Source organism: Streptomyces sp. NPDC057617, from assembly GCF_042800555.1.
Lineage (GTDB): Bacteria > Actinomycetota > Actinomycetes > Streptomycetales > Streptomycetaceae > Streptomyces.
In genome coordinates this window covers 1-24218 of the sequence record NZ_JBHVGV010000003.1, presented here as the reverse complement: position 1 = coordinate 24218, position 24218 = coordinate 1, and the positions used below count along the sequence as shown (strand labels likewise).

Annotated in this window: 16 protein-coding genes and 1 pseudogene; 11 read left to right on the top strand and 6 right to left on the bottom strand. The window is 73.1% G+C overall.

Features of this window, described 5'->3' with window-relative positions; genetic code table 11:
• Nucleotides 1-50: 50 nt before the first annotated feature.
• The 5 genes from ACFU9P_RS09075 to ACFU9P_RS09055 all read left to right on the top strand — a co-directional run bounded on the left by ACFU9P_RS09075 (nucleotide 51) and on the right by ACFU9P_RS09055 (nucleotide 10081).
• Nucleotides 51-1223: an AAA family ATPase gene (locus ACFU9P_RS09075; protein WP_384078861.1), complete on the top strand. Its 1173-nt coding sequence runs from the start codon at nucleotides 51-53 to the stop codon at nucleotides 1221-1223.
• On the top strand, nucleotides 1210-4971 hold the full coding sequence (locus ACFU9P_RS09070; RefSeq protein WP_384078398.1) for a DUF5682 family protein: 3762 nt from the start codon (nucleotides 1210-1212) through the stop codon (nucleotides 4969-4971). Before ACFU9P_RS09075 ends, ACFU9P_RS09070 begins: the two co-directional genes overlap by 14 nt.
• The gene (locus ACFU9P_RS09065; protein WP_384078397.1) at nucleotides 4968-6776 is read left to right on the top strand and encodes a hypothetical protein; all 1809 of its coding nucleotides are present in this window, start codon (nucleotides 4968-4970) and stop codon (nucleotides 6774-6776) included. The genes ACFU9P_RS09070 and ACFU9P_RS09065 overlap by 4 nt, the downstream gene beginning before the upstream one ends.
• Nucleotides 6777-6922: 146 nt before the next feature.
• The gene (locus tag ACFU9P_RS09060; RefSeq protein ID WP_376377365.1) at nucleotides 6923-7642 is read left to right on the top strand and encodes a vancomycin high temperature exclusion protein; all 720 of its coding nucleotides are present in this window, start codon (nucleotides 6923-6925) and stop codon (nucleotides 7640-7642) included.
• A gap of 135 nt (nucleotides 7643-7777) precedes the next feature.
• Nucleotides 7778-10081 carry a molybdopterin oxidoreductase family protein gene (locus ACFU9P_RS09055; protein ID WP_384078396.1) on the top strand — a complete coding sequence of 768 codons (2304 nt, stop codon included), beginning with the start codon at nucleotides 7778-7780 and terminating at the stop codon, nucleotides 10079-10081.
• On the opposite strand, the gene ACFU9P_RS09050 is transcribed toward ACFU9P_RS09055, so the two are convergent.
• The 3 genes from ACFU9P_RS09050 to ACFU9P_RS09040 all read right to left on the bottom strand — a co-directional run bounded on the left by ACFU9P_RS09050 (nucleotide 9999) and on the right by ACFU9P_RS09040 (nucleotide 12006).
• A complete protein-coding gene (locus tag ACFU9P_RS09050) occupies nucleotides 9999-10469 on the bottom strand; it encodes a gamma-glutamylcyclotransferase family protein (protein ID WP_384078395.1) in 471 nt (156 codons plus the stop codon). The genes ACFU9P_RS09055 and ACFU9P_RS09050 overlap by 83 nt on opposite strands.
• Nucleotides 10470-10636: 167 nt before the next feature.
• The gene (cutA, locus tag ACFU9P_RS09045; protein ID WP_376377134.1) at nucleotides 10637-10966 is read right to left on the bottom strand and encodes a divalent-cation tolerance protein CutA; all 330 of its coding nucleotides are present in this window, start codon (nucleotides 10964-10966) and stop codon (nucleotides 10637-10639) included.
• A gap of 269 nt (nucleotides 10967-11235) precedes the next feature.
• Nucleotides 11236-12006 (bottom strand): NADPH-dependent FMN reductase, encoded by a 771-nt coding sequence (locus ACFU9P_RS09040; RefSeq protein ID WP_384078394.1) that lies wholly within the window; start codon nucleotides 12004-12006, stop codon nucleotides 11236-11238.
• Nucleotides 12007-12079: 73 nt separating this feature from the next.
• On the opposite strand from ACFU9P_RS09040, the gene ACFU9P_RS09035 reads away from it, so the two are divergent.
• Together ACFU9P_RS09035 and ACFU9P_RS09030 are read left to right on the top strand one after the other, a co-directional pair.
• Nucleotides 12080-12952 carry an aminotransferase class IV gene (locus ACFU9P_RS09035; protein ID WP_384078393.1) on the top strand — a complete coding sequence of 291 codons (873 nt, stop codon included), beginning with the start codon at nucleotides 12080-12082 and terminating at the stop codon, nucleotides 12950-12952.
• Between the two features lie 502 nt (nucleotides 12953-13454).
• Nucleotides 13455-14111, top strand: coding sequence for a class F sortase (locus ACFU9P_RS09030; RefSeq protein ID WP_384078857.1), 657 nt, complete (start codon nucleotides 13455-13457; stop codon nucleotides 14109-14111).
• 86 nt (nucleotides 14112-14197) lie between these two features.
• Here ACFU9P_RS09030 and ACFU9P_RS09025 read toward each other — a convergent pair whose 3' ends face one another.
• Nucleotides 14198-14977, bottom strand: a complete 780-nt coding sequence (locus ACFU9P_RS09025) for a sulfite exporter TauE/SafE family protein (RefSeq protein WP_384078392.1) — start codon at nucleotides 14975-14977, stop codon at nucleotides 14198-14200.
• Between the two features lie 330 nt (nucleotides 14978-15307).
• Between ACFU9P_RS09025 and ACFU9P_RS09020 the strand changes: the two genes are divergently transcribed.
• The 3 genes and pseudogenes from ACFU9P_RS09020 to nirD form a co-directional block, all read left to right on the top strand.
• Complete coding sequence (locus ACFU9P_RS09020) at nucleotides 15308-16771, top strand: NAD(P)/FAD-dependent oxidoreductase (RefSeq protein ID WP_384078391.1); 1464 nt, start codon at nucleotides 15308-15310, stop codon at nucleotides 16769-16771.
• An 85-nt stretch (nucleotides 16772-16856) separates the two neighbouring features.
• Nucleotides 16857-19451, top strand: a complete 2595-nt coding sequence (gene nirB, locus ACFU9P_RS09015; protein ID WP_384078390.1) for a nitrite reductase large subunit NirB — start codon at nucleotides 16857-16859, stop codon at nucleotides 19449-19451.
• A 152-nt stretch (nucleotides 19452-19603) separates the two neighbouring features.
• Nucleotides 19604-19912, top strand: a pseudogene (gene nirD / locus ACFU9P_RS09010) (nitrite reductase small subunit NirD); the annotation flags it as partial.
• 88 nt (nucleotides 19913-20000) lie between these two features.
• Here the strand turns inward: nirD and ACFU9P_RS09005 are convergent.
• Nucleotides 20001-21404, bottom strand: a complete 1404-nt coding sequence (locus ACFU9P_RS09005) for an endo-1,4-beta-xylanase (protein WP_384078389.1) — start codon at nucleotides 21402-21404, stop codon at nucleotides 20001-20003.
• 396 nt (nucleotides 21405-21800) lie between these two features.
• Here ACFU9P_RS09005 and ACFU9P_RS09000 point away from each other — a divergent pair, with 396 nt between their 5' ends.
• A complete protein-coding gene (locus ACFU9P_RS09000) occupies nucleotides 21801-22958 on the top strand; it encodes an alkaline phosphatase PhoX (RefSeq protein ID WP_384078388.1) in 1158 nt (385 codons plus the stop codon).
• Here ACFU9P_RS09000 and ACFU9P_RS08995 read toward each other — a convergent pair.
• Nucleotides 22928-23971, bottom strand: coding sequence for an ArsR/SmtB family transcription factor (locus ACFU9P_RS08995; protein ID WP_384078387.1), 1044 nt, complete (start codon nucleotides 23969-23971; stop codon nucleotides 22928-22930). The genes ACFU9P_RS09000 and ACFU9P_RS08995 overlap by 31 nt on opposite strands.
• Between the last annotated feature and the right edge of the window lie 247 nt (nucleotides 23972-24218).

Sequence of the window (24218 nt, the reverse complement as noted above, 5' to 3'; positions counted from 1 at the left end):
GAACGGGGACAGCGGATATGGCAGCGGATCAGGATTCGTCGACGGATGCGATGGATGTGACGGAAGCCGGGGCGGGGGCGGCGGCGCGGCCCGGGCGGCAGCTTGAGCTGCCGGAGGACCGGTACGCGGCAGAGCTTGCGTTCCTGGAGTCGTACGACCGTGGCCCCCGCCCGCCGAGCTGGCGGCTCACACCGCGCGCGGTGGTGCTCTTCGTCTGTGGCACCGACGGCGGGCCGCTGCGGGCGCCGGGCGGTGAGGAGCTGGTGATATCGCGTAAGTTCGTGGGGGACCGCGCCCTGGTGGAGCGGTGTGTGGTGACGCTGGCGGGCGAGCGCGGGCTGCTGCTCGTCGGTGAGCCGGGCACCGCAAAGTCGATGCTCTCGGAGCTGCTGTCGGCGGCGGTGTGCGGTACGAGCACGCTCACCGTGCAGGGCACCGCGGGCACCACGGAGGACCAGCTCCGGTACGGCTGGAACTACGCGATGCTCCTCGCCAAGGGGCCCAGCCGGGAGGCCCTGGTGCCCTCCCCGGTGCTCACGGCCATGACCCGCGGGGCGGTCGCGCGGATCGAGGAGATCACCCGCTGTCTGCCCGAGGTGCAGGACTCGCTCGTCTCGCTCCTCTCCGAGCGCCGGATGTCCGTACCCGAACTGGCGGGAGTCGAGGGCCCGGAGGGCGGTGACGGCACGATGCACGCCGTGCCCGGCTTCACCCTGATCGCGACCGCCAACCTCAGGGACAAGGGTGTCTCCGAGATGTCCGCCGCCCTGAAGCGGCGGTTCAACTTCGAGACGGTCGGGCCGATCGACGACATCGACGCGGAGACCGCGCTGGTGCGCGGCCAGGCGACGGCGGCGCTGGCACGCGGCGGGGCCGTGTTCTCGGTCGACGACACGGTGCTCCAGGCGTTGGTCACCGCGTTCCGGGATCTGCGGACGGGCCGGAGCGCGGAGGGCTGGGAGATCGAGCGCCCCTCGACGGTGATGTCGACGGCGGAGGCGGTCCATGTGGCCACCTCGATGGCGCTGGGCGCGGCATATCTCAGCGACGGGCGGGATGTCGTCCGTACGCTGCCCGGCCATCTGCTCGGCACGGTGCGCAAGGACGATCCGGCAGACCACGCGCGGCTGTTGGGCTACTGGGACGGTCCGGTGCGCCGCCGGGCGGAGGCGGGCGCTCCGCTCTGGCGGACACTGTGGGAGCTGCGCCATGAGCTGGGATGAGCGGGTGGCCGTGGCGGCCCCCGACGCGGCGGGTGCTGTCGCCGCGCCGGATGCCCCGGATACGCCGGACGCGATAGTCGCCCCGGACGCCGGAGGCCTCGCGGGAACGCCGGGCGAGGGGGCGGTCGAGGGGGCGCTGGCCGGGCTCGCGGGGTGCCGGGAGCCGTATCTGATCGGGGTACGGCATCACTCCCCGGCGCTGGCCGCGGCCGTACCGGCGATGCTGGCGGAGGCGGCGCCGGAGGTGCTGTTCATCGAGCTGCCGGAGGAGTTCGCGCCCTGGCTGCCGCATCTCGCCGCCCCGGAGACGGTGCCGCCGGTCGCTCTGGCGGGCAGCCCGGGGGACGCGTCGGGCGGGCTGGTGTTCCTGCCGTTCGCGGAGTTCTCGCCGGAGCTGGCGGCGATCCGCTGGGCGCGGGACGCCGGGGTGGAGGTCGTACCGTTCGATCTGCCGCTGGCGGCCCGGGAGGAGGCGTCCGCGCCGCCGGGGCCGGAAGCGCGGGAACGGGAGGGCTCGACGGGCGGGACGCTCGCCGCCGCGCTGCGGGCCCGGGCCGGCGGACGGCCCGGGGACGATCTGTGGGACCGCCTGGTCGAGTCGGCCGCACCCGGCTCGGGCCCGGAGGCCCTGCGCCGTGCCGCGCTGCTGGTCGGCTGGGCGCTGCGGACCGACGCGGGCGCGGTCGACCCGTACGACCTGCGCCGCGAGGCGAACATGCGTCGCGCGCTGGCCACGCACAGGGGCCGGCGCGCGGCGGCGCTGATCGGCGCGTTCCACGCGCCCGCGCTGCTGCCGGAGGCGGCTTCTGACGAAGCCGCGGACAGCCCGGCCGCGGCCGAACCGCACGTGGTGAGCCGGAACGGCCGCAGGTCCAAGTCGGATACGGCCGGTGAGGAGGTGGTCACCTCGCTGGTGCCGTATTCGTACGCGCTGCTGGACGAGCGGTCGGGGTATCCGGCCGGGATCAAGGACCCCGAGTGGCAGCGGGGGGTCTATCGCGCCGCGGGCGATCCGGTGCTGCTGGACGAGCTGCTGACCGCGACCGCGGTACGGATCTGCGCGGCGGTACGGGACGAGGGGCATCCGAGCGGCCCGGCCGATGCCCGGGAGGTCGTACGGGTCGCCAGGGATCTGGCGGCGCTGCGCGGGCTGCCCGCGGCAGGGCGCGGGGAGCTGACGGAGGCGGCGCAGACCGTGCTCACCCAGGGGCAGCTGTTCGGGCGGGGCCGGGTCGTGGCCGCCGCGATGGAGAAGGTCCTGGTCGGAACGCGGCAGGGCCGGCTCGCGCCCGGCACGCCCCGCTCGGGGCTCGGACCGGCCGTCGAGGCCCTGCTCGGCGCGCTGTCGCTGCCCACACCCGCCGCTCCTGAGCGGCGGGAGCTGCGCCTCGACGCGCACCGCGGCGATCTGGACCGGCGGCGGGAGCTGTGTCTGCGCAGGCTGGCGGTCTGCCGTGTGCCGTACGGCGAGGAGACCGATGTGGCGGGCGTGGGCGACGCCGCTGCGCTGTCCACGCGGTGGGCCGTGGCCTGGTCTCCGTCGACGGCGGCGATGCTCGATGTGGCGGGCGTCCACGGGGTGACGCTCGATCAGGCGGCGGCCGGGGTGCTCCGTCGGCGGTGGGCGACGGAGCGCCGGGCCGGCGGACCCACGGCAGCCGAGGTGCTCACGGGACTGGAGGAGGCGGCGCGCTGCGGACTGCCCGCGCTCGCCGCCGAACGGCTCGCCGAGGCCGCCGGTCTGCTGCCCGCCACCGGCACCCTGCCCGAACTGCTCGCGGGCCTGGCCCTGTTGGACCGGATCGGCTCAGGACATCTGCCGGGGCTGCCCCCGGAGTGGGAGCGGGCCACGCTCGACGCGGCGTACGAGGAGCTGGCCGCGGCCGGGGTCCGCGCGCTGGACGGGCTGGCCGGTTCCACGGACCCCGCGGACGCGCGGGCGCTGGTCTCGCTGGCGGACAGGGCCTCCTCGGCGCTCGGCGGGGGCCTGCGGCTGGCTGACGCGCTGGCCCGGCTCGACGCGGAGGGAACCGCCCTGATCCGAGGCGCGGCCGGAGCGGCGCGGGTGTTGCTGGGGCACCGGCACGCTGGGGAGTTCGGCACCCGGCTGGCGTCCCGTGTGGACGGCGCGACGACGCCCGAGGTCCGCGCCGACCTGGCCGGTTTCCTGAGCGGTGCCCTGCTGGCGGCGGGCCCGCTGCTGGAGACGGGCCCCGCGCTGGACCCGCTGCTGGAGCGGATCGAGGCCCTTCCTGACCGGCCGTTCCTGGACCGGCTGCCCGCTCTGCGCGCGGGTTTCGACACCCTCTCCCCCGCCGCCCGGTCCCGTCTGCTCACCATGGTCGAGGACCGCACCGGCCTCGCCGCCGGCGCGCTCCCCGCCTCCCTGGCCGACCCGGCGGCCCTGGCCCTGCTCGCCTCGGCGGATCTGGCGGGCCGGGAGGCCCTGGCGGTACGGGGCTTGGCGCAGCCGCCCGACACCTCGCACACGCCACCCGCCGGGGCCGCGAACAGCGCTCATGACAAGGCCGTAAGGCCGGTCGCGGCCATCGCCTCGCCCGGAGGCGTGCAAACCGGGGCCGGACAGGCGGCCGTACCCGTTACCAAGGACCGTGCCATACCCGAGGGTCTCGCCCCCGGCGAGCGGTGGCGGCTGCTGCTCGGGCGAGGGCGGGGGCTGGGCGGCCGGGCGGCCCGGCTGGCCGGGGCGCTGGACGAACTGTACGGATACGGACACGGCGAGGGATCGCGGGGCGAGGAGCGGGACACCGGCGGGTCCAGGGGCGGGGACGGGCCGTCGTATCCCGATGTCCGGGCCTGGTCCGAGGAGCTGACCGCGCTGTTCGGGCCCGGCGTGCGCGAGGAGGTGCTCGCCGCTGCCGCCGACGCGGGCCGGATCGACGCCGCCCTGGAGCTGGACCCGGCCTCGGCGCGGCCGTCCGTGGAGCTGCTGCGTACGGTCCTCTCGTACGCCGGCGGGCTCCCCGAGCATCAGCTCGCCCGACTGCGGCCCCTGGTGGCCCGGCTGGTGGCCGAGCTGACCGAGGCGCTGGCCAACCGGATGCGCCCCGCGCTCACCGGGCTCTCCCATCCGCGCCCCACCCGCCGCCCCGGCGGCCCGCTGGATCTCGCCCGTACGCTGCGCGCGAATCTGGCGACCGCCCGCCGCGACCCGGACACCGGCTCGGTGACGGTTCTGCCCGAGCGGCCCGTGTTCCGTACGCGCGCCCGCAAGGCGGCCGACTGGCGGCTGGTCCTGGTCGTCGATGTGTCGGGGTCGATGGAGGCCTCGACGATCTGGGCCGCGCTCACCGCCTCCGTACTGGCCGGAGTGCCCGCGGTGAGTACGCACTTCGTGGCGTTCTCGACCGAGGTGCTCGACCTCACGGACCAGGTGGACGATCCGCTGGGCCTGCTGCTTGAGGTCCGGGTCGGCGGCGGTACGAACATCGCGCGCGGGCTGCGCCACGCCCGGGGCCTGGTGACCGTACCGTCCCGCACGCTGGTGGTGCTGATCAGCGACTTCGAGGAGGGCGGTCCGGTCTCCCCGCTGCTCTCGGAGGTACGGGCGCTGGTCGACGCCGGGTGTCATGTGCTGGGCTGCGCCTCGTTGGACGACGAGGGACGGCCGCGCTATTCGGCCGGTGTGGCGGGCCAGTTGGTGGGGGCGGGGATGCCGGTCGCGGCGCTGAGCCCCTTGGAGCTGGCCCGCTGGGTCGGCGAACGCGTGGGAGGTGCGCACCGATGACCGATGCCACGGCGGTACTGCCGCCGGTGACCGCCGAGGTGGCCGCCGCCGCGCTCGATCTGCTGCCCGCGCGGCTGCGCAAGCGAGTGGACGGAGCGGTGGCCAAGGCCGCCGACTGGCCGGTGGAGGCGCATCCGGACGGTGTGCTGGTACGGGTCGCGGACGACACAGCGGTGACGCTCAAGGTCACGGCCGGGATTGTGGCCGGCGCGGACGACGCGGTGTGCAGTTGTCTGCTGGCTCCGGCCTGTCTGCACCGCGCGGCCGTTCTCTCCAGCGCTCCCCTCGCGGTGGAAGAAGTCTCAGCGGGTAAGGCAGAGGCGGAAGAAGCGGCTGACGAGGACGTGCCGAAGGACCGGGCCGCCGCTCCCCAGGCCACGGCTCTTGGGACGGTCGCGCCCGAGGCTCCCGGCGAGCCCGTCCTCACGCCCGTCCAGTCCACCGCGCTCGACGCTCTGCGGGCTGCCGTGACGGCCGTTCTTGTCGCGGGTGTCGCCGGTTCCGGTGCCGTGCATCGCGCGGAGCTGCTGCATGCCGCGCACTCGGCGCGGCTGGCCGGGCTGTACCGTCCCGCCGCGACCGCGGTCCGGATCGCGGGGCAGTTGGCCGAGGCGCGCTCGGACGACCCGGCGTTCCGGCTGCCGGCGCTCTCCGCGGAGCTGGCGGAGCTGCTGGATCTGGTGCGCCGGCCGGCCGAGGCTCTCTCCCCGGCGCGCAGGAGTTACCGGCCGGAGGGGCCGCTCCGGTTGTACGGGCTGTTCACCGAGCCGGTGGTGACCACGTCCGGGTACGCGGGGGCGACGGTGTACGCCGTCGTGCCGGACGGCACGCTCCGTACGGTCTCGGATGTCGCGCCCGGCGGACCGGAGCGGGCGCTTCAGGCGTCGGGTACGCCGGTGCCGGGCGGGTGCGCGCTTCCGTTGCGGGAGTTGGGGGACGGCGGCGGGGTGATCCTGACGGCGCCGACGGTCTCACCGGACGGCCGGATCGGTGGCGGCGCGCAGGTCCGTTCCGTACGGGCCACGGGGGCGGGGTGGTACGAGGCACCGCTCGCCGCGCTCTGGGAGCGGGCGCCCGCCGGGCAACTGGCGGCGGCGCTGCGCTGGTTCGCCGAGCCCGCCGATGCCCGGGCGGCGGGCGGCGATCTGCTGTTCCTGGACGGGGTGTGCACCGGCGCCGGCTTTGTCGTGTCGGGCGGCCCGATACTGCGGCTGTCGGCGCCGGACGAGCGGCCTGAACTCCCGTACGCCGAGAACCTCCGGCTGTTCGCGGGACGGCCCGGGCAGGCGCTGCGGCTGATCGCCCGGCTCGTGCCGGACCGGCCCGACCGGGTGCAGGTGCTGGCGGCGTCCTGGACGGGCCACGACGGGGAGCCGGTCCGGGCGGATCTGGGGCTGCGGCGGCTCAACCGGTCGCACTTCCCCGCCGTACCGGCCCCGGCACAGGAGCCCGCCACGCCCCCAACCCTGCCGATGGCCGCCGCGCCGCCCGCGCTTCCGATCGAACTGGAGCTGTTGCGCGGAACGGTGGACCGCGCGGTGGCGGGAGGCCGGGCGGTGACCGCCGTCTCGGCGGACGGGGAACTGCCGCGCAGGCTGCGGGCGGTGGGCCTCACTACCGGCGCGGAGCGGGTACGGGCCCTGGCGGAGGCGGCGGCGGACCGGCGCCACGATGTCCTGGGGCGGCTGCTGCCCGCCGATCCTGAGAAGTTCGCCCTGGCCTGGCTGGCGGCGGCGGTGTACGCGTCGGCGGCGGCCGAGTCACTGCTGCTGGCTGCCTGGACACCGGACATTTCCGCGAACTGATCGGCGTCGCCGATCGTTACGGCAAGAGGGGAGAGAAAAGAAAGAGCACGATCCGATCAGGGGGACCGACCATGCCACTGCCGAAGCTGCCACGCCCGCAGGTGCCGGGGCCGCGTGCGCCTCGCCTGCGCGTGCTGAGGCTGCGCATGTCGGCGCGGCTGCTGCGGTTGACGGAGCTGCCGGCCGGGCCATGGTGGCCGAGACTGCCGAGTAGCCGGCGCGGGCGGCGGCGCGCCGTGCAGGCGGTGATGCTCGGATGTGTGCTGGGGCTGATGCCGGTGACCTGGATGCACGCGGTCGCGGACAGCCGGGTGCGTACGGTCGCCGATGTCCCGGCCGGGGATGTCGCCGTGGTCTTCGGCGCCGGGCTGCGGTCCGGCCGGCCGACGCCGTATCTCGCGCACCGCCTCGACGCGGCGGCGGAGCTGTACCGCACGGGCAAGGTGAAGGTCGTACTGGTCACCGGGGACAACAGCCGCAAGGAGTACGACGAGCCGGACGCGATGCGGACCTATCTCGTCGGTCAGGGCGTGCCGGACGACCGAATAGTCAGCGATTACGCCGGCTTTGACACCTGGGACTCGTGCGTACGGGCCAGGAAGATATTCGGGGTCGAGCGCGCGGTGCTGGTGACACAGGGCTTCCATGTCCGGCGGGCGGTGGCGCTCTGCCGGTCGGCGGGGGTCGAGTCGTACGGGGTCGGGGTCAGCGAACGGCGGGACGTGACCTGGTACTACGGCGGGATACGGGAGGTGTTCGCGGCGGGCAAGGCGGCGGCCGAGGCGGTGCTGCGGCCTGATCCCACTTTCCTCGGGCCGGTCGAGACGGGAGTGACGGAGGCACTCACCACGGTCGACGCCCGCTGACCGCCCCGCCGGGTCACGGGGAGCCCGGGGCGAGGGGCGGCCTCACGGCGGCGACGGGGCGGGGCTGAGGTGGGCGTACCGGCCGTGTAACCGGGTGCGGGCATTCACGTAACACCGCCGCCGCACGCTGGGCCCATGCCCGACGCCAGCGCCGTCCCAGGTCCCGTGCCGGTTTCCCTGCCGTCTCCCGTGCCTGCGACCGTCCCGACCCACTGCCCGTACTGCGCGCTCCAGTGCGGGATGAATCTGCGGCCCACCGAAGTGGCGGGCCCGGATGGAGCGGAGGTGATGAACGGCGGACTGGAGGTGGTGGAGCGCCCGGACTTTCCCGTGAACCGGGGAGCGCTCTGCGGAAAGGGCCGTACGGCGACCGCGGTGCTCTCCTCCCGGGTACGGCTGACCGAGCCGCTGATCAGGCGTCCTGCCACCGGCAGGCTCGAACCGGCCGGCTGGGACGAGGCGCTGCGGGCCGTCGCGGACGGGCTGGACCGTACGAGAGCGGCCCATGGGGCGGACTCGGTCGGGGTGTTCGGGGGCGGCGGGCTCACCAATGAGAAGGCGTACGCGCTCGGGAAGTTCGCGCGGGTCGTGCTCGGAACGTCGCAGATCGACTACAACGGGCGGTTCTGTATGTCGTCGGCCGCCGCCGCGCATCAGCGGGCGTTCGGTCTCGACCGTGGGCTGCCGTTTCCGCTGGCGGACATTCCGCGCACGGGGTGCGTGATCCTCGTCGGTTCGAATCTCGCGGAGACCATGCCGCCCGCGCTGCGGTATCTGACGGAGCTGCGGGAGCGCGGGGGCAGGCTGATCGTGGTGGATCCGCGCCGTACGAAGACTGCCGAGCAGGCGGATCTCCATCTCGCGCCCCGGCCCGGCACGGATCTGGCGCTCGCGCTGGGGCTGCTGCATCTGGTGGTGGCGCAGGGGCGTACGGACGAGGAGTTCATCCGGGAGCGTACGACCGGCTGGGAGGAGGCGCGGGCCGGGGCGATGGCGCACTGGCCGGAGCTGGTGGAGCGGATCACCGGCGTCGGGGTGCCCGAACTGCGGGACGCCGTGGCGCTGTTCTGCGACGCGCCGTCGGGGATGGTCCTCACCGCGCGCGGGCCCGAGCAGCAGGCCAAGGGCACGGACACGGTGGGCGCGTGGATCAATCTCTGTCTCGCGACGGGGCGGGCGGGCCGGCCGCTGTCCGGTTTCGGCTCGCTCACCGGCCAGGGCAATGGACAGGGCGGACGCGAACACGGCCAGAAGGCCGACCAGTTGCCCGGCTACCGGAAGCTGGACGATCCGGTGGCGCGGGCGCATGTGGCGCGGGTGTGGGGCGTGGCTCCCGAGACACTCCCGGGCCCGGGGCGCAGCGCGTACGAACTGCTCGACGCGCTCGGTACGGAGGTGAGGTCGCTGCTGCTGATGGGGTCGAACCCGGTGGTCTCCGCGCCCCGCGCGGCCCACATCGAGGGGCGGCTGCGCTCGCTGGACTTCCTGGCCGTGGCGGATGTGGTGCTCTCGGAGACGGCGGCGCTCGCGGATGTTGTGCTGCCGGTGGCCCAGTGGGCGGAGGAGACGGGCACGACGACCAGCCTGGAGGGCAGGGTGCTGCTGCGGCGCCGGGCGGTGGCGCCACCGGCGGGGGTACGGAGCGATCTGGAGGTGCTGCGGGGGCTGGCAGGTCTGCTGGGCCATGAGAAGGGGTTCCCGGCGGACCCGGAGGAGGTGTTCCAGGAGCTGCGCCACGCGTCGGCGGGCGGTCCTGCCGACTACTCGGGCATCACCTACCGGCGGATAGCGGAGGAGGACGGGGTGTTCTGGCCGTGCCCGTCGCCGGAGATCCCGGGCCCGGGGGCGGGGGCGGGTCCGGCCGCCGGAGCGGATCCGGGCGAAGGCGCAGGCACCGGTACCGGTACCGGTGCGGGTGCCGACACCGGTCCGCACCCCGGTACGCCCCGGCTCTTTCTCGAACGGTTCGCCACCGAGGACGGGCGGGCACGGTTCGTACCCGTGATGCACCGGCCGCCGGCGGAGGAGACCGACGAGGCGTATCCGGTGGTGCTGACGACCGGACGTGTGGTGGCGCAGTATCAGTCCGGGGCGCAGACCCGACGGGTGGACGAGCTGAACGCCGCCGCGCCCGGGCCGTTCGTGGAGCTGCATCCCCGGCTCGCGGCGCGGCTGGGGGCGGAGGAGGGCGACCTGCTCGCGGTGACCTCACGGCGCGGCCGGGCGGTGGCGCCCGCGCGGATCACGGAGGGGATCAGGCCGGACACGGTGTTCATGCCGTTCCACTGGCCGGGCGAGGGACGGGCGAACACGCTCACCAACCCGGCGCTCGACCCGGCCTCGCGCATGCCGGAGTTCAAGGTGTGCGCGGTCCGGGTGGAGCGGGCGGACCGGACGGCCGACCCCGGCGGTCCCGGTGAGTGGGGGCGTACGGGGTGACATGGGCGAGCCAGTCGCCGCTCCCGATCAGCCGCCCCCGCGCCCGTAGTTCGCGGGCGACCCGGGCCGCCGCGAAGTACACCCAGGCCCGGACCGGGGTGCCGTCGGCCGGCCGGACCTCCCGGGCCACGCGTTCGTACAGATTGCGCGGGTGGCCGGGGGCGACGCACTCCTCCAGCTCGTCGAGTACGGCGAGGAGTTCGGCGTACGCGCCGGGCCCGGCGGTGATCAGGTCGCCCAGGACCGCGCCCGGGGCCTCGACCGCGTACGGGTAGCCGGGGCCGTCGTACAGCACGGCTCCCTCCAGGCGGGCCGGTACCTCGCGGGAGGTGCGGCCGCACAGACACAGGTCGTGGTTGGGCTCGCCCGGCCGGAGCGTGCCGTACACGAAGAAGGGCAGCTCACCCTCCCCCGCTGACTCCGCCCCCGCCCCCGCCCCAGGCCCAGGCTCCGCCCTCGATCCCTGACCCGGCCCTGACCCCGGCCCCGGCTCCTCGCTCTCGCACCCCGGCTCCTCGCTCTCGCTTCCCGGCCTCGGGCTCTCGCTGCCCGCTCTCATCGTGCGACGGTCTCCTCGGTGACCCAGGTCAGATAGTCCGCGCTGCCGCGCACCACCGGCGTGGCGATGATCTCCGGTGTGTCGTAATCGTGGACGACCTTGAGATGCGCCTCCAGGGCCTCGTAGCGGGAGCCGGTGGTCTTGAAGAGGATCTGCCACTCCTCGGCGGTCTCGACCACGCCCTCCCACCGGTACACGGAGATGACCGGCCCGGAGATCTGCGCGCACGCGGCGAGGCGGGCCCCGATCACTCCCCGGGCGATCTCCTGGGCCTTGGTGGCGCTGTCGATCGTGGTCAGCACGGTCAGATACTCGGCAGGGGTCACGGGCGGGCTCCTTCGAGGCGCTTGGCGGGCGGTGGCGGTACGACGGTACGGGCGGGACGCGCGGCGGGTCGTGGTGTCCCCACCGCATGTCCCCGCCACATGTCCCGGCCGCATGTCCCCGCCGCGCGGTAGTACAGCACCGTACGCACCCCGGCCGCACCGCCGCCCGGCCGCCACGAGCCGCGCGCCCGCCACCAGCCGTGCGCTGCCGTACCAGCCCTTCGAGCCCGGCCCGGCCCCCGCTCCGTCCTGCGGTCCCGGCGGCCTACTCAAGCGCCGTACGGCCGGACCGACTTGGCGTCCCGCAGCGCCAGCCCCCACCAGCCGAGCTGGTCGAGCATCGCCTTGGCCGCCGCGTCGGCCTGGGCAGGGTCCTTGTGCCGCCCCTGGTCGTCGAAGTGCGCGCCCGCCATATGGAAGGAGACGGTGTCCCGGACCGTGACGGCGTGCAGTTCGGCGAAGACCTGGCGCAACTGCTCGACCGCTCGCAGCCCGCCCGAGATCCCGCCGTACGAGACGAAGCCGACGGGCTTGGCCTGCCATTCGCCGTAGTGCCAGTCGATCAGCGCTTTGAGGGAGGCGGGAAAGGAGTGGTTGTACTCGGGGGTGACCACCACAAAGGCGTCGGCGGCGGCCAGTCGCTCGGTGACCTTGGCGAGTTCGGCCCTGACGGCGGGGCCGGGGCGGGAGGAGAGGGCGGTCGGCAGATCCGTATCGGCCAGATCGACCAGTTCGGTGGTGAAGTCGGTGCGTTCGGCGGCCCGGCCGACGAACCAGCGGGAGACAACAGGTCCGAAGCGGCCCTGGCGATTGCTGCCCAGAATGACGGCCAGCCTCAGAGGTTCGCGGCTCGGCGAAGTCCCGAGGTACGGCGAAGTCCCAGGATCCGGTGAAGTCTCGGAGCGCGGTGAAGTCGTTGATTCCGGTGTCGTGACGTCTGTCGTGACCGTGACGTCTGTCGTGACCTCTGTGGTGACGTCGGTGGTGGTGTCCGTCGCGGTGTCCGTGGTGGTGTCCGTGGTGGTGTCCGTGGTGTCCATATGGAGAGGGTCGAACATCAACCAAAGTTGAGGTCAAGTCGGCCGAGCGGCAGGGCGTCGTACGGTGATGAGCATGACGACGACCGCATCGGCCCCCACGCCCGACCCCGCACCCGGCACCACGCCGAGCACCACCCCCGACCTGCTGATCGAGGTCGACGGCCGCCCCGCCACCGAGGCCGGCCTGCGCCTTCGCGCGCTGGACACCTACGGGCACTTCACCGCCCTCCAGATCAGGGACGGCCGGACGCGTGGCATGGACCTCCATCTCGCCCGGCTCGACGCCGCGACCCGCGAACTGTTCGGCACCGGTCTGGACGGCGAGCGGGTACGGGCGGCGCTCCGGCACGCGCTCGACGGGGTACGGGACGCCTCGGCCCGCGTCTATGTCCACTGGCGGGACGAGACGAACGGCGTGCCCGGGCCGGGCGGGCCGACCGGTACGGGTGGCACGAGCCTGATGGTGACGGTACGGCCGCCGGCAGTGCTGGACCGCCGGCCGCGGAGCATGATGTCCGTTCCGTACCAGCGCCCGGTCCCGCACATCAAACATCTCGGCGGCTTCGCCCAGACCCACTACGGCCGGGTCGCCCGGCGCGCCGGTTTCACCGACGCGCTGCTCACGGGTCCCGGCGGGGTGGTGTCGGAGGGCGCGATCGCGAATGTCGCTTTCTGGGACGGCACTTCGCTGGTTTGGCCGGATGCGCCCGCCCTGACCGGCACCACCATGGCCCTGCTGGAACCGCGCCTTCCGGCCGCCGGGATTCCCTCGGTCCGGCGCGCGGTCACCCTGGCGGACCTCCCGCTGTTCCGGACGGCCTTTGTCACCAACTCGCGGGGGATCGCCCCGGTCGGCAGGATCGACGAAACGGTCTTCCCGGGGGACGCGGAGCTGCTGAAGACGGTGACGGAGGTGTACGAGGGCGTGAAGTGGGACCGTATCTGACCACATCTGACCGCATCCGACCGCCGCCGAGTCCCCACGTACCCCCGCAGGACTCATCCGCCTGAAGCCACCCCGCGCTCGCCCACACACCCGCACCCGCCCGTCACCCGTTCGGCACGCAGTGCCCAACCGGCCCCGGTAACCCGTTGTCAGTAGCCGTGACCTGCGACAACGCCAACCCGCCCGCGCGATGCGCCGAGCCGGACCGGTGCTTCTGATCGCCCATCAGCAGGCGTACGCACCGTGGGGCCCTTTATCTCTGAGAGGACGATGAACCGCGCTCCCCCGAGATCTTCCTCATCCCTCGGGGCCCCTTGTCCGGAGGATTGGATTCATGAGCTTCTACGGCAGCGGCCGCCGTCGCTGCAACAACACCTGCGACTACGACTACGACAGCAAATACGGCTACAACCACCAGCAGGGTTACGGCTATTACTGCAGCAGGCACCGGGGCAGCTCGGGCTGGACCATAGCCGTGGCCCTCTGTATCGGCGTCTGGCTGATGGGAAACGGCTCCAAGCCGGTCAAGCCGGTCACCCCGCCCGTGCCGTCCTCCTCGAAGGCCTTCGGCAACACCGGCTCCAGCCACGGCGACACCGACACCCGCTCAAGCAACCGTGGAACGGATCCCGGCCCCGGCTCCAGCCCCGGCCACCGCGACTCCGACGCCGCTCGCCTCGTCACACCCGCCACCGCCCCGCTCTCGTCCGCCGCCCCCGTCGCGCTCCGGATACCCGAGATCGAGGTCGACGCCCCGCTCCTCGGGGTGGGTCTGGGACGTGACGGCAGCATGGACGTACCGCCGCCCGGCATCCGCAATGTCGCGGGCTGGTACAAGGACGGCCCCTCCCCCGGCGCCAAGGGCACCGCGGTCATCGCCGGCCATGCCGACAGCGCGCGCGGCCCCGCCGTCTTCCACAAGCTGGGCGCCCTCCGGAAGGGCCACCGAATAGAAGTGACGCGCGCGGACGGACGTACCGCCGTCTTCTCGGTCGACGGCCTGGAGGTGTACGAGAACGCCGACTTCCCCAAGCGCAAGGTGTACGAATCCGCCGGCCGCCCGGAGCTACGGGTGATCACCTGCGGGGGCGGCTCCTCGAAGACGACCGGTTACAAGAGCAACACCGTGGCATCCGCGCACCTCACCGGCGTGAAATAGCCGACCTGCCCCACCGCTTCGCCCCCGCGGCCCGGCCCCCCACAAGCCCCGCACTCCCAGCAGCTCCGCCCCAACACCCCGCCCCCTCACCCGCTCCACTGGTCGAATGCCAGCTTTGCGACCAGTGAGAACACCACCACCAGCAGCACCCCCCGCACAAACTCGCTCCCCCTCTTCAGTGCCATCCGCGCCCCGGCCATCCCGCCCGCCAGATTGAACACCGCCAGCAGCGCGGCGAACTTCCACATCACCGTGCCCTGGTAGGCGAACATCGCCAGCGCCCCGCCGTTGGTGCAGACGTTCACGATCTTCGCCGTGGCGGAGGCGGTGACCAGATCGAGGTGGAGTACGGCGGTGAGGGCCAGCACCAGAAACGTTCCGGTGCCGGGTCCGAACAGCCCGTCGTAGAAACCGATCCCGCCCCCGACCAGCACGATCGCCAGGACGGTACGCGCCCGGGTGACCGGGCCGCCGGGCCGTACCCGGCCGAAGGACGGCCGCAGCAGCACGAAGGCCGCCACCCCCAGCAGCACCACCATGATCACCGGCCGCAGCACCTCACTGCTGATCCCGGCCGCGAAGAAGGCTCCGGTCATCGAGCCGGCGAGGGCCGCGAGCCCGATCCGTACCGCCGTCCTCGCGTCGACCGGAGCCTTCCGCAGATACGTCACTGCCGCGCCCGAGGTGCCGACGATCGCGACCGCCTTGTTGGTGCCGAGGATCTGCGCGGCGGGGAGGTGCGGGAGGCCGAGCAGCAAGGCCGGCAGGAGCAGCAGCCCGCCCCCGCCCACAACAGCGTCGATCCAGCCGGCCGCGCCGGCGGCGAGACAGAGCAGAACGAGCGTGGTCAGCGATATGTCAGGCATGATCGCGACCCTATAGACCGCCGGAATCCGCGCCGCCTCCGCCACCGCCCGCACCCATCGCCCGCCGCCTCCGCCACCGCCCGCACCCATCGCCCGCCGCCTCCGCCATCGCCCGCACCCATCGCCCACCTCCGCCACCTCCGCCCGCCCCCGCCGCCATCACTCGCGCCCCCTCGCGGGCTCGGCCCCCGGCTCAAGAAGCTCACAGGCCCAGGAAGCCCACAGCTCCGGGACCCTCACAGCCCCGCGAGCGCCGCGCTGAGGTCAGCGTTCCGTGCGGGAAACGGCGGGGATGCGAACGGGTAACAGCCTCCGCGCAGGCTTCCTGCCATGACCCCGACCCCGGACATCGTGGTGATCGGCGCCGGACTCGCGGGCACTCGCCTCGCGGCCCGCGCCCGGCAGCTCGGCGCGGACGTGACCGTGCTCGGCGAGGAGCAGCATGCCCCGTACAACCGGGTGCTGCTCGCCGAAGTCCTCGCCGGACGGTACGGACCCGAGGTGATCGCCCTGCCGCACACGCCGGTACGGCGCGGGGCGCGAGTGGTCCGTATCGACCGGGCCGCGCGGACGGTCCACTGCGCCGACGGACAGATCACCCGGTACGGCACGCTGGTCCTGGCGACCGGCTCACGCCCGGTGCTCCCGCCGCTGCCCGGACTGCCGGAGGGCCGGGATCCGGGCCGACTGCCCGACGCCGTACGCCCGTTCCGTACGATGGACGACTGCCTGGCGATCGCTGCGGCCGTACGTCCAGGGGCCCGCGCGGCCGTGATCGGCGGCGGGCTGCTCGGTGTGTCGGTGGCCTCGGCGCTGGCCGGGCGGGGCGCGGAGGTGGTGCTCCTCCACCGGGGCAAGCGGCTCATGGAGCGCCAGCTCGACGTCTCCGCGAGTGCGTTGGTACGGGCGCACCTCACGGAACAGGGTGTGGAGGTACGGACCGGGTACCGGGTACGAGGAGTCCGCGTACCGCCACCTGGGGCCCCCGCCTTCAGCCGTACGACGTTGCACCTGGCCGCAGAAGCAGACCCCGGAACGGCCCCTGAAACTGAGGCCGGATTTTCCCCCGAATCGGACCACGAATCGGCCTCCGGGCCGGCCGGCGGACAGACCCTCGATGTCGATCTGACCGTCCTGGCCTGTGGCGTACGGCCCCGCGTCGGGCTGGCCCGGAGCGCCGGGCTGCTGATCCGCGACGGCATCGTCGTCGATGACGAGCTGCGGACCTCCGATCCGTGGATCCGTGCCATCGGGGACTGCGCGGAGCACGCGGGCCGGGTGTACGCCCTCGCGGGACCGGCCCTCGAACAGGCCGACGCCCTGGCCCGGTCACTGGCCTCGGCCTCAGCGTCACCGTCAGCGCCGTCGGCATCAGCATCGGCCGGAGCCCACTACACCGGCACCCGCTCCCTTACCCGCCTCACCCTGACCCCGGCGCGAACACCTTCCGTAACAGCCAACACCCCGGGCACTGCCACCGCCCCGGGCACAGCCACCGCCTGCGGCACAGCCACCCCCCTCGGTACAGCCCCCTCCCCCGGTGCAAGCACCGCCCTCGATCTCGCCGTCTTCGGTGAGACCACCCCCCGCCCCGGCGACGATGTCGTCCAGCTCACCGACACCACCCGGCGCGCCCACCGCAAAGTCGTCGTACGCGGCGACCGTCTCGTCGGCGGGGTACTGCTCGGCGATCTCGGCGCCGTCGGGGCCCTCGCCCGCGCCTGGGAGACCGATGAGGCCCTGCCGTCCGCCACCGCGCCGCTCCACCTGCTCACCCCCGATGGAGGCTCCTGAGATGGCCGCGCCCGCGCCCCGCCCCGCGCCCGTACCCGCGCACAGCCCCACACCGACGCCCACCTCCACCCCCACCCCTGCACCCATGCCCATGCCAAACGCGGCCCCCGCACCCCCGGCCGCCCTCACACCCCCCTCCACCCCCACCATCGTGGTCGTCGGCCACGGCATGGTCGCCCAGCGCTTCCTGGAAGCCCTCGCCGAGCGGGGCGTGACCGACACGGCCCGGGTGGTGGTCCTCTGCGAGGAGCCCCGGCCCGCCTACGACCGGGTCCGGCTGACCTCGTACTTCTCCGGTCGTACCCCCGACGAACTGAGCCTCGTGGAGCCGGACTTCATGGCGCGCCACGGTATCGAGCTGCTGCTCGACGACCCGGCCGTGGCCATCGACCGCGCCGCACGCACGGTCACCTCGCGGTCCGGGCGCACCCTCGCATACGACACCCTCGTCCTCGCCACCGGCTCGTACCCCTTCGTACCGCCCGTGCCCGGCAAGGACGCCACCGGCTGTTTCGTCTACCGCACCATCGAGGACCTGCTCGCCATCGAGGAGTACGCGCGGGGCGCCCGCACCGGCGCGGTCGTCGGCGGCGGGCTGCTCGGGCTTGAGGCGGCGGGCGCGCTCCAGGGGCTCGGGCTCGACACGCACATCGTGGAGTTCGCGCCGCGGCTGATGCCCGTCCAGCTCGACGACGGCGGTGGCGCGGCCCTGCTGCGCACCATCGAGTCCATGGGGCTGGCCGTCCACACGGGCGTGGGCACCCAGGAAGTACTGACGGACGCGAACGGCGCGGTCAGCGGGATGGCGCTGTCGGACGGTTCGGTCGTCGCCACCGATCTGGTGGTCTTCTCGGCGGGCGTACGGCCCAGGGACCAGCTCGCCCGCGAGGCCGGTCTGCGGACCGGCGAGCGCGGCGGCATCGCGGTCGACGAGCAGTGCCGTACCTCCGATCCGGCGGTCTTCGCGATCGGCGAGTGCGCGCTGGCGGCGGACGGGCGGGTGTACGGGCTGGTGGCGCCCGGGTACGAGATGGCCTCGACGGTGGCCCGGGTGCTGGCCGGCGAGACGGGAGAGACCGGGGAGTCCGGGCCCGCCTTCACCGGTGCCGATCAGTCGGCCAGGCTGAAGCTGCTCGGGGTGGATGTGGCATCGTTCGGCGATGCGCGGGGCGCGGCGGCCGGTTCGCTGGATGTCGTATACGCGGATTCCCGCTCCGGGGTGTACAAGCGGCTGGTGATGGACCCGGACGGCACCCTGCTCGGCGGGATCCTGGTCGGCGACGCCGACGCGTACGGCACACTCCGTCCGCTCACTGGCTCCGTGCCGCCTGTGCCTCCCGAGCGGCTGGTGCTGCCCGCGGGCGCCGGGGCACCGGCGGCGCTCGGCCCGGAGGCGCTGCCGGACAGCGCGGTGATCTGCAGCTGCCACAACGTCACCAAGGGCGCGATCAGCGCCTGTTCGAATCTCGCGGAGGTCAAACGGTGCACCAAGGCCGGGACGGGCTGCGGCAGTTGCGTCAAGGTCATCGGCCGGCTCCTCCCCTCGGCCCCGGGCGCCAAGGGGCTGTGCGGCTGCTTCCCGTACACCCGCAGCGAGTTGTACGAAATCGTCCGCACCCTGCGCGTCACCTCGTACGCCGAGCTGCTCGACTCGCACGGCGCGGAAGGGGCGCGCGGCGGGGACGGCTGTGAGATCTGCAAGCCGACCGTCGCCTCGGTCCTTGCCTCGCTCGCGCCCGAGCTGGGGGTGAGCGGCTATGTGCTGGACGGCGAACAGGCCGCGCTTCAGGACACCAACGATCATTTCCTGGCAAACATCCAGCGCAATGGGTCGTACTCGGTCGTGCCCCGGATCCCCGGCGGGGAGATCACCCCGGAGAAACTGATTGTGATCGGCGAGGTGGCCAGGGACTTCGGCCTCTACACCAAGATCACCGGCGGTCAGCGGATCGATCTGTTCGGCGCCCGCGTGGACCAGCTCCCGGGCATCTGGGCACGGCTGGTCGACGCCGGATTCGAGTCGGGGCACGCGTACGGGAAGTCGCTGCGGACGGTCAAGTCCTGTGTGGGGCAGACCTGGTGCCGGTACGGCGTCCAGGACTCGGTACGGATGGCCATCGCCCTGGAGCTGCGCTATCGGGGCCTGCGCTCACCGCACAAGCTCAAGTCGGCGGTGTCGGGGTGCGCGCGGGAGTGCGCGGAGGCGCGCGGCAAGGACTTCGGGGTGATCGCCACGGCGAACGGCTGGAACCTGTACGTCGGCGGCAACGGCGGCACCGATCCGCGCCACGCGGACCTGCTCGCGCAGGATCTGACGGACGACGGTCTGGTGCGGCTGATCGACCGGTTCCTGATGTTCTACATCCGTACGGCGGACCGGCTGGAGCGGACTTCGGCCTGGCTGGAGCGGATCGCGGGGGGCCTGGACCATGTGCGGGACGTGGTGGTCCATGACTCGCTGGGGCTGTGCGCGGAGCTGGAGCGGCTGATGGACGCGCATGTGGCGGGGTACCGCGACGAGTGGGCGGAGACCGTCAACGACCCGGACCGGCTGCGGCGGTTCGTCTCCTTCGTCAACGCGCCGGATGTGCCGGACCCGTCCGTGAAGTTCGTACCGGAGCGCGAGCAGGTCAAGCCGGATCTGACGGTCCTCACTCTGGAACCGGTGAGCGCGCGATGAGCCGGACCGCGAGCGGGCCCGCGAGCCTGCCGTACACGACCACCGATCTGCCGAACACGGAGACGGACACCAGCACCGCCACCGGCACCGGTACCACCAGCACCAGCACCAGCACCAGCACCGCCACCTCCGCCACCGACACCTGCGCCGCCCTGGAACTCCGGCTCGACGACCAGTGGTTCACCGTCTGCGCGCTGTCGGCCCTCACCCCCGGCCGCGGAGTCGCCGCACTGCTGCCCGACGGGCGCCAGGCCGCGGTGTTCCTGGACCGGTCGGGACGCCCGTACGCGATCGGCAACCGCGATCCGTTCTCGGGCGCGCATGTCCTGTCCCGGGGTCTGATCGGCACCCACGAGGGCCGGACCTTTGTCGCGTCCCCGCTGCTCAAACAGCGTTTCGACCTGCTGACGGGCCGCTGTCTGGACGACGACGAGGCCGCCGTCCAGACCTATGAGGTACGCGTGCGGGCGCGGCGGGCAACAGCACCCGGGCAAGGGCCGGTCCCCGCCGCGCCACGGGCGGGCTCGGGCTACGACGTAGCGCACGCGGCTACGACGTAGCGCAGGCCGCCCCGTTCAGGGTGAAGGCGCCCGGCGCGGTATTGCCGCCGCTCCAGGCGCCGTTGAACCCGAAGCTCGCGGAACCGCCGGCCGGGATCGCCGCGTTGTGGGCGGCGTTCACGGCGGTGGCCTGCGCGCCGGACTGGGTGACGGTCGCGTTCCAGGCCTGGGTCACGCTCTGGCCGGAGGGCCAGGTCCAGCGCAGCGTCCAGCCGTTGAGCGCGGTGGAGCCGGTGTTCCTGACCGTCACATTGGCGGTGAAGCCGGTGTTCCACTGGCTCTGGACGGCATAGCTCACCGCACACCCGGTGGTGGGCCCGGGATCGCCCGGATCGCCCGGGTCACCGGGGCCGCCGCCGTCATCGGTCCAGCCGAGCGCCTCCGCGATCCCGTAGTACGCCGGCTTGGGCCTGAAGGACTCGTCGTACGGAGTGGCCGCGCCCTCGCCGGGGAAGACGTCCGGGATCCAGGAGTCCGAGTCGGTGAAGCCCCACACGGTCACGCCCTCGCAGCGCGCCACGGCCAGGCAGGCGTTGGTGACGGCCTTGTACTCGGCCTTCTGCTGGGCGAGTTCGGCGTCGGAGGCGGGCAGCGCGATCCGGATGTCCAGCTCGGTGATCGCCACCTCCACCCCGAGGTCGGCGAAGCGCTGGAGATTGGCCTGGAGGGTGGACGGCACCTGGCCGAGGATGAGATGGCCCTGGAAGCCGACGCCGTCGATCGGCACGCCCTGCGCCTTGAGCCGCTGGACCAGGGAGTACATGCCGTTGCTCTTGGGGCCCGTGCCGTCGGTGTTGTAGTCGTTGATGTAGAGCTTGGCGGCGGGGTCGGCGGCGCGGGCGGCCCGGAAGGCGTCGGCGATGTAGGACTCGCCGAGCTGGTTGTAGAACTTGCTGGTCCGCATGGTGCCGTCTTCGTTGAGCGGCTCGTTGACGACGTCCCAGTGGTGGATTCGGCCCCGGTAGCGGGTGACCTCGGTGGTGACGTGGTCGGTCATGATCGTACGCAGTTCGGTGTTGCTGAAGTTGCCGTTGGCCAGCCAGTTGGGCATCTGGCTGTGCCAGACCAGGGTGTGGCCGCGCACCTGCTGGCCGTTGGCCTCGGCGAAGTCCACCACCCGGTCGGCGCCCGCCCAGTTGAAGGTGCCCCGCGTCGGTTCGACGGAGCCCCACTTCATCTCGTTGGCGGGGGTGATCGAGTCGAACTGGGCGCCGGTGACGGATCCGTACGTACCGCTCAGCTTGGAACCGGTGACGGCGGTCCCGTAGTAGATGCCCTTCGCCGAGGCGAGGTCGCGCAGAACCGGTTCCGCGGCCTGCGCGGGGGCGGCGAGTCCGACCAGGGCGACGGCGGTCGCGGCCAGTACGGAGATCACCGACGCGGCCCGGGACACCGCCCTTCCGGATGCGGCCGCTCCGGATCCCGCTGCTGCGGATCCGCCCGCTCCGGATCCCGTCGCTCCGGATCCGGCCCGGGATACTGCTCTTGATAAGATGCTACGTTTCCTCACGATCGTCCCTCTCTCACGTGATTTCGGAAAGTTCACAGAAACTTTCGAGAGCGCTGTTCGGAAGGTAGAGGCGGCACGGGTGTTCGTCAACGGAAGCGACACCGGGCGGAAACACGGGCGGAAACAAACGGCGGCGGGCGGCAGGGGGCGGGGCGGACGGCTCCGTCTCACCACGCGTTCAACCACCGGCCACGCAGGGCCCCTAGGCTGCTACGCCGTGCGACCCCGCGCCGTCGGCCGGCGCCGCGGGGCGGTCCCCACACCCCCATGGAGCGACCAGTGGAACGTCGCAGTTTCCTGCGCGGAGCGGTCATCGGCACCTCGGCCGCCGCCCTCGGCGGCACCTTGTGGCGCGGCGCGGCCTTCGCCGCCCCGGCCCAGCCGGGAGCGGGCCCCTATGGAGCACTCGGCACGGCGGACGCCAACAACATCCGCCTGCCCGCCGGATTCACCAGCCGGGTCATCGCCCGGTCCGGACAGCAGGTGCCCGGCACCTCGTACACCTGGCACAGCGCCCCGGACGGCGGCGCCTGTTACGCCGACGGCACCGGCTGGATCTATGTCTCCAACTCGGAGATCGACCCCTCGGGCGGCGCGAGCGCGGTCCGCTTCTCCTCGACCGGCGCGATCACCGCCGCGTACCGCATCCTCTCCGGCACCCGCCAGAACTGCGCGGGCGGCAAGACGCCCTGGAACACCTGGCTCTCCTGCGAGGAGGTGGACCGCGGGTACGTGTACGAGACCGACCCGTGGGGCGCGAAGGCGGCGGTACGGCGGGAGGCCCTCGGCCGCTTCAAGCACGAGGCGGCGGCGGCCGACCCGGTCCGCAGGACCATCTACCTCACCGAGGACACCACCGACGGCTGCTTCTACCGCTTCACGCCCACCACCTGGGGCGATCTGTCGGCAGGCAGGCTGGAGGTGCTGGTCGCCGGTTCGGCCACCAGCGGCCCGGTGAGCTGGGCGACGGTCCCGGACCCGAGCGGCGCCTCCACGGCCACCCGCAACCAGGTGTCCGGCGCGAAGCGCTTCAACGGCGGCGAGGGCTGCTACTACGCGGACAACACCTGCTGGTTCACGACCAAGGGCGACAACCGGGTCTGGCAGTACAACGTCGCCGCGGGGACCATCGAGCTGGCCTACGACGACTCGCTGGTGTCCGGTTCCGCGCCGCTGACCGGGGTCGACAATGTCACCGGTTCCTCGTCCGGCGATCTCTTCGTCGCCGAGGACGGCGGGAACATGGAGATCTGTGTCATCACCCCGGACGACGTGGTGGCGCCGTTCCTGCGGATCGGTGGCCAGTCCGGCTCCGAGATCACCGGACCGGCCTTCTCCCCCGACGGCAAGCGCCTCTACTTCTCCAGCCAGCGGGGCACCAGCGGCAGTTCGTCGGGCGGCATCACCTACGAGGTCACCGGGCCGTTCCGCGCGTAGAACCCGTCCATAGTGGCGCCGCCCCTCAGCAGGGCGGCGCCCAGCGGGGTGAGCGTGTGCAGCACGGCGTTGCCGTGGCGCAGCGTCACGACGAGACCCGCCTCGCGCAGCACACAGGCGTGCTGACTGGCCGAGGCGAGCGACACCCCTGTCCTGCGGGCCAGTTCACTGGTGGTCGAGCCGTGTTCGATGGCCCGCAGGACCGCGGACCGGGTGTGCCCGACGAGCCGTCCCAGCGAGGGCCCCGAGCGGTCCGTGACGGCGGGCGCGTCGGCGTGGGTGACCGGGTAGACCAGGACCGGCGGCAGCGTCGGGTCCCGGTGGACGACCGGGGTGCCGCGGCAGAAGAACGACGGCTGGAGGAGCAGTCCCCGTCCGTCCAGGCGCAGTTCGCGGTCGACCGGATAGTCGGCCTCCAGCACCGGGGAGCGCCAGCGCAGCATCGGCGGCAGGGTGGACAGCAGTTCGTCGGCGCCGCCGTCGAGCAGCGCCCGGCCGCGCAGCGCCCGGTCCGCCTCGGTCCTGGCCCGGATGTGCGGCCAGTACGGTTCGATCGCGGCGCGGTGGTACGTACGGAGGGCCTCGACGAGCGCGGGGAGCGGCGGCGCGCCGTCCGCCCACGCGGCCGGCGGCTCCATGGACCGCTTGCCCGCCGGCTGTCCTCGTAACGGCCGGGCCCGCTCGACGGCCAACAGCGCCAGTTCGGCGCGGACCCGCTCGGGCGGGGTGGCGCGTACCGCTTCGAGGCCCGTGTCCATGCCGGGCCGCCCCTCCATCGGTGTCAGGAAATCCGGAAAATAGCCGCGCGGCGGAACGAGCGCGGAGAGCAGAGCGGTTTCGCCTTTCCCGCCTTTCAGCCGGGCGCGGGTTTCCTCGCGCCATTCCCCGAAGACAAGTGGGCCCCGCCGATCCCTTATTCGATGAAAGCTGAGAATCGTTTCCCAGAGCGGATCGGGACCGGCGGCCATCCGGACCCCGCCGAGGTCCTTCCCGGTAAAATGAATACGCAGCATCGACACCCCCACCTGTTGCGTCCAGCGTTTCCCCCGCACCGAGTATGCATGCCATCACAGGCCGTTACCACGGTGTTTCAGCCACAGTTGAAACGCATCGCGGCCACCGGGTCCGAGCCGAAAGGCTGTACCGCGTCGGGCAGGAATCCCGGGCGGCCGAATAGGCGCCGCGAAGGCCGTGGGGGGCTTTGCGCGCTCGGCGGCGGCCGGCCGGGGCAGCGGCTCCGTGTCCGACTCGTGGAAAGGG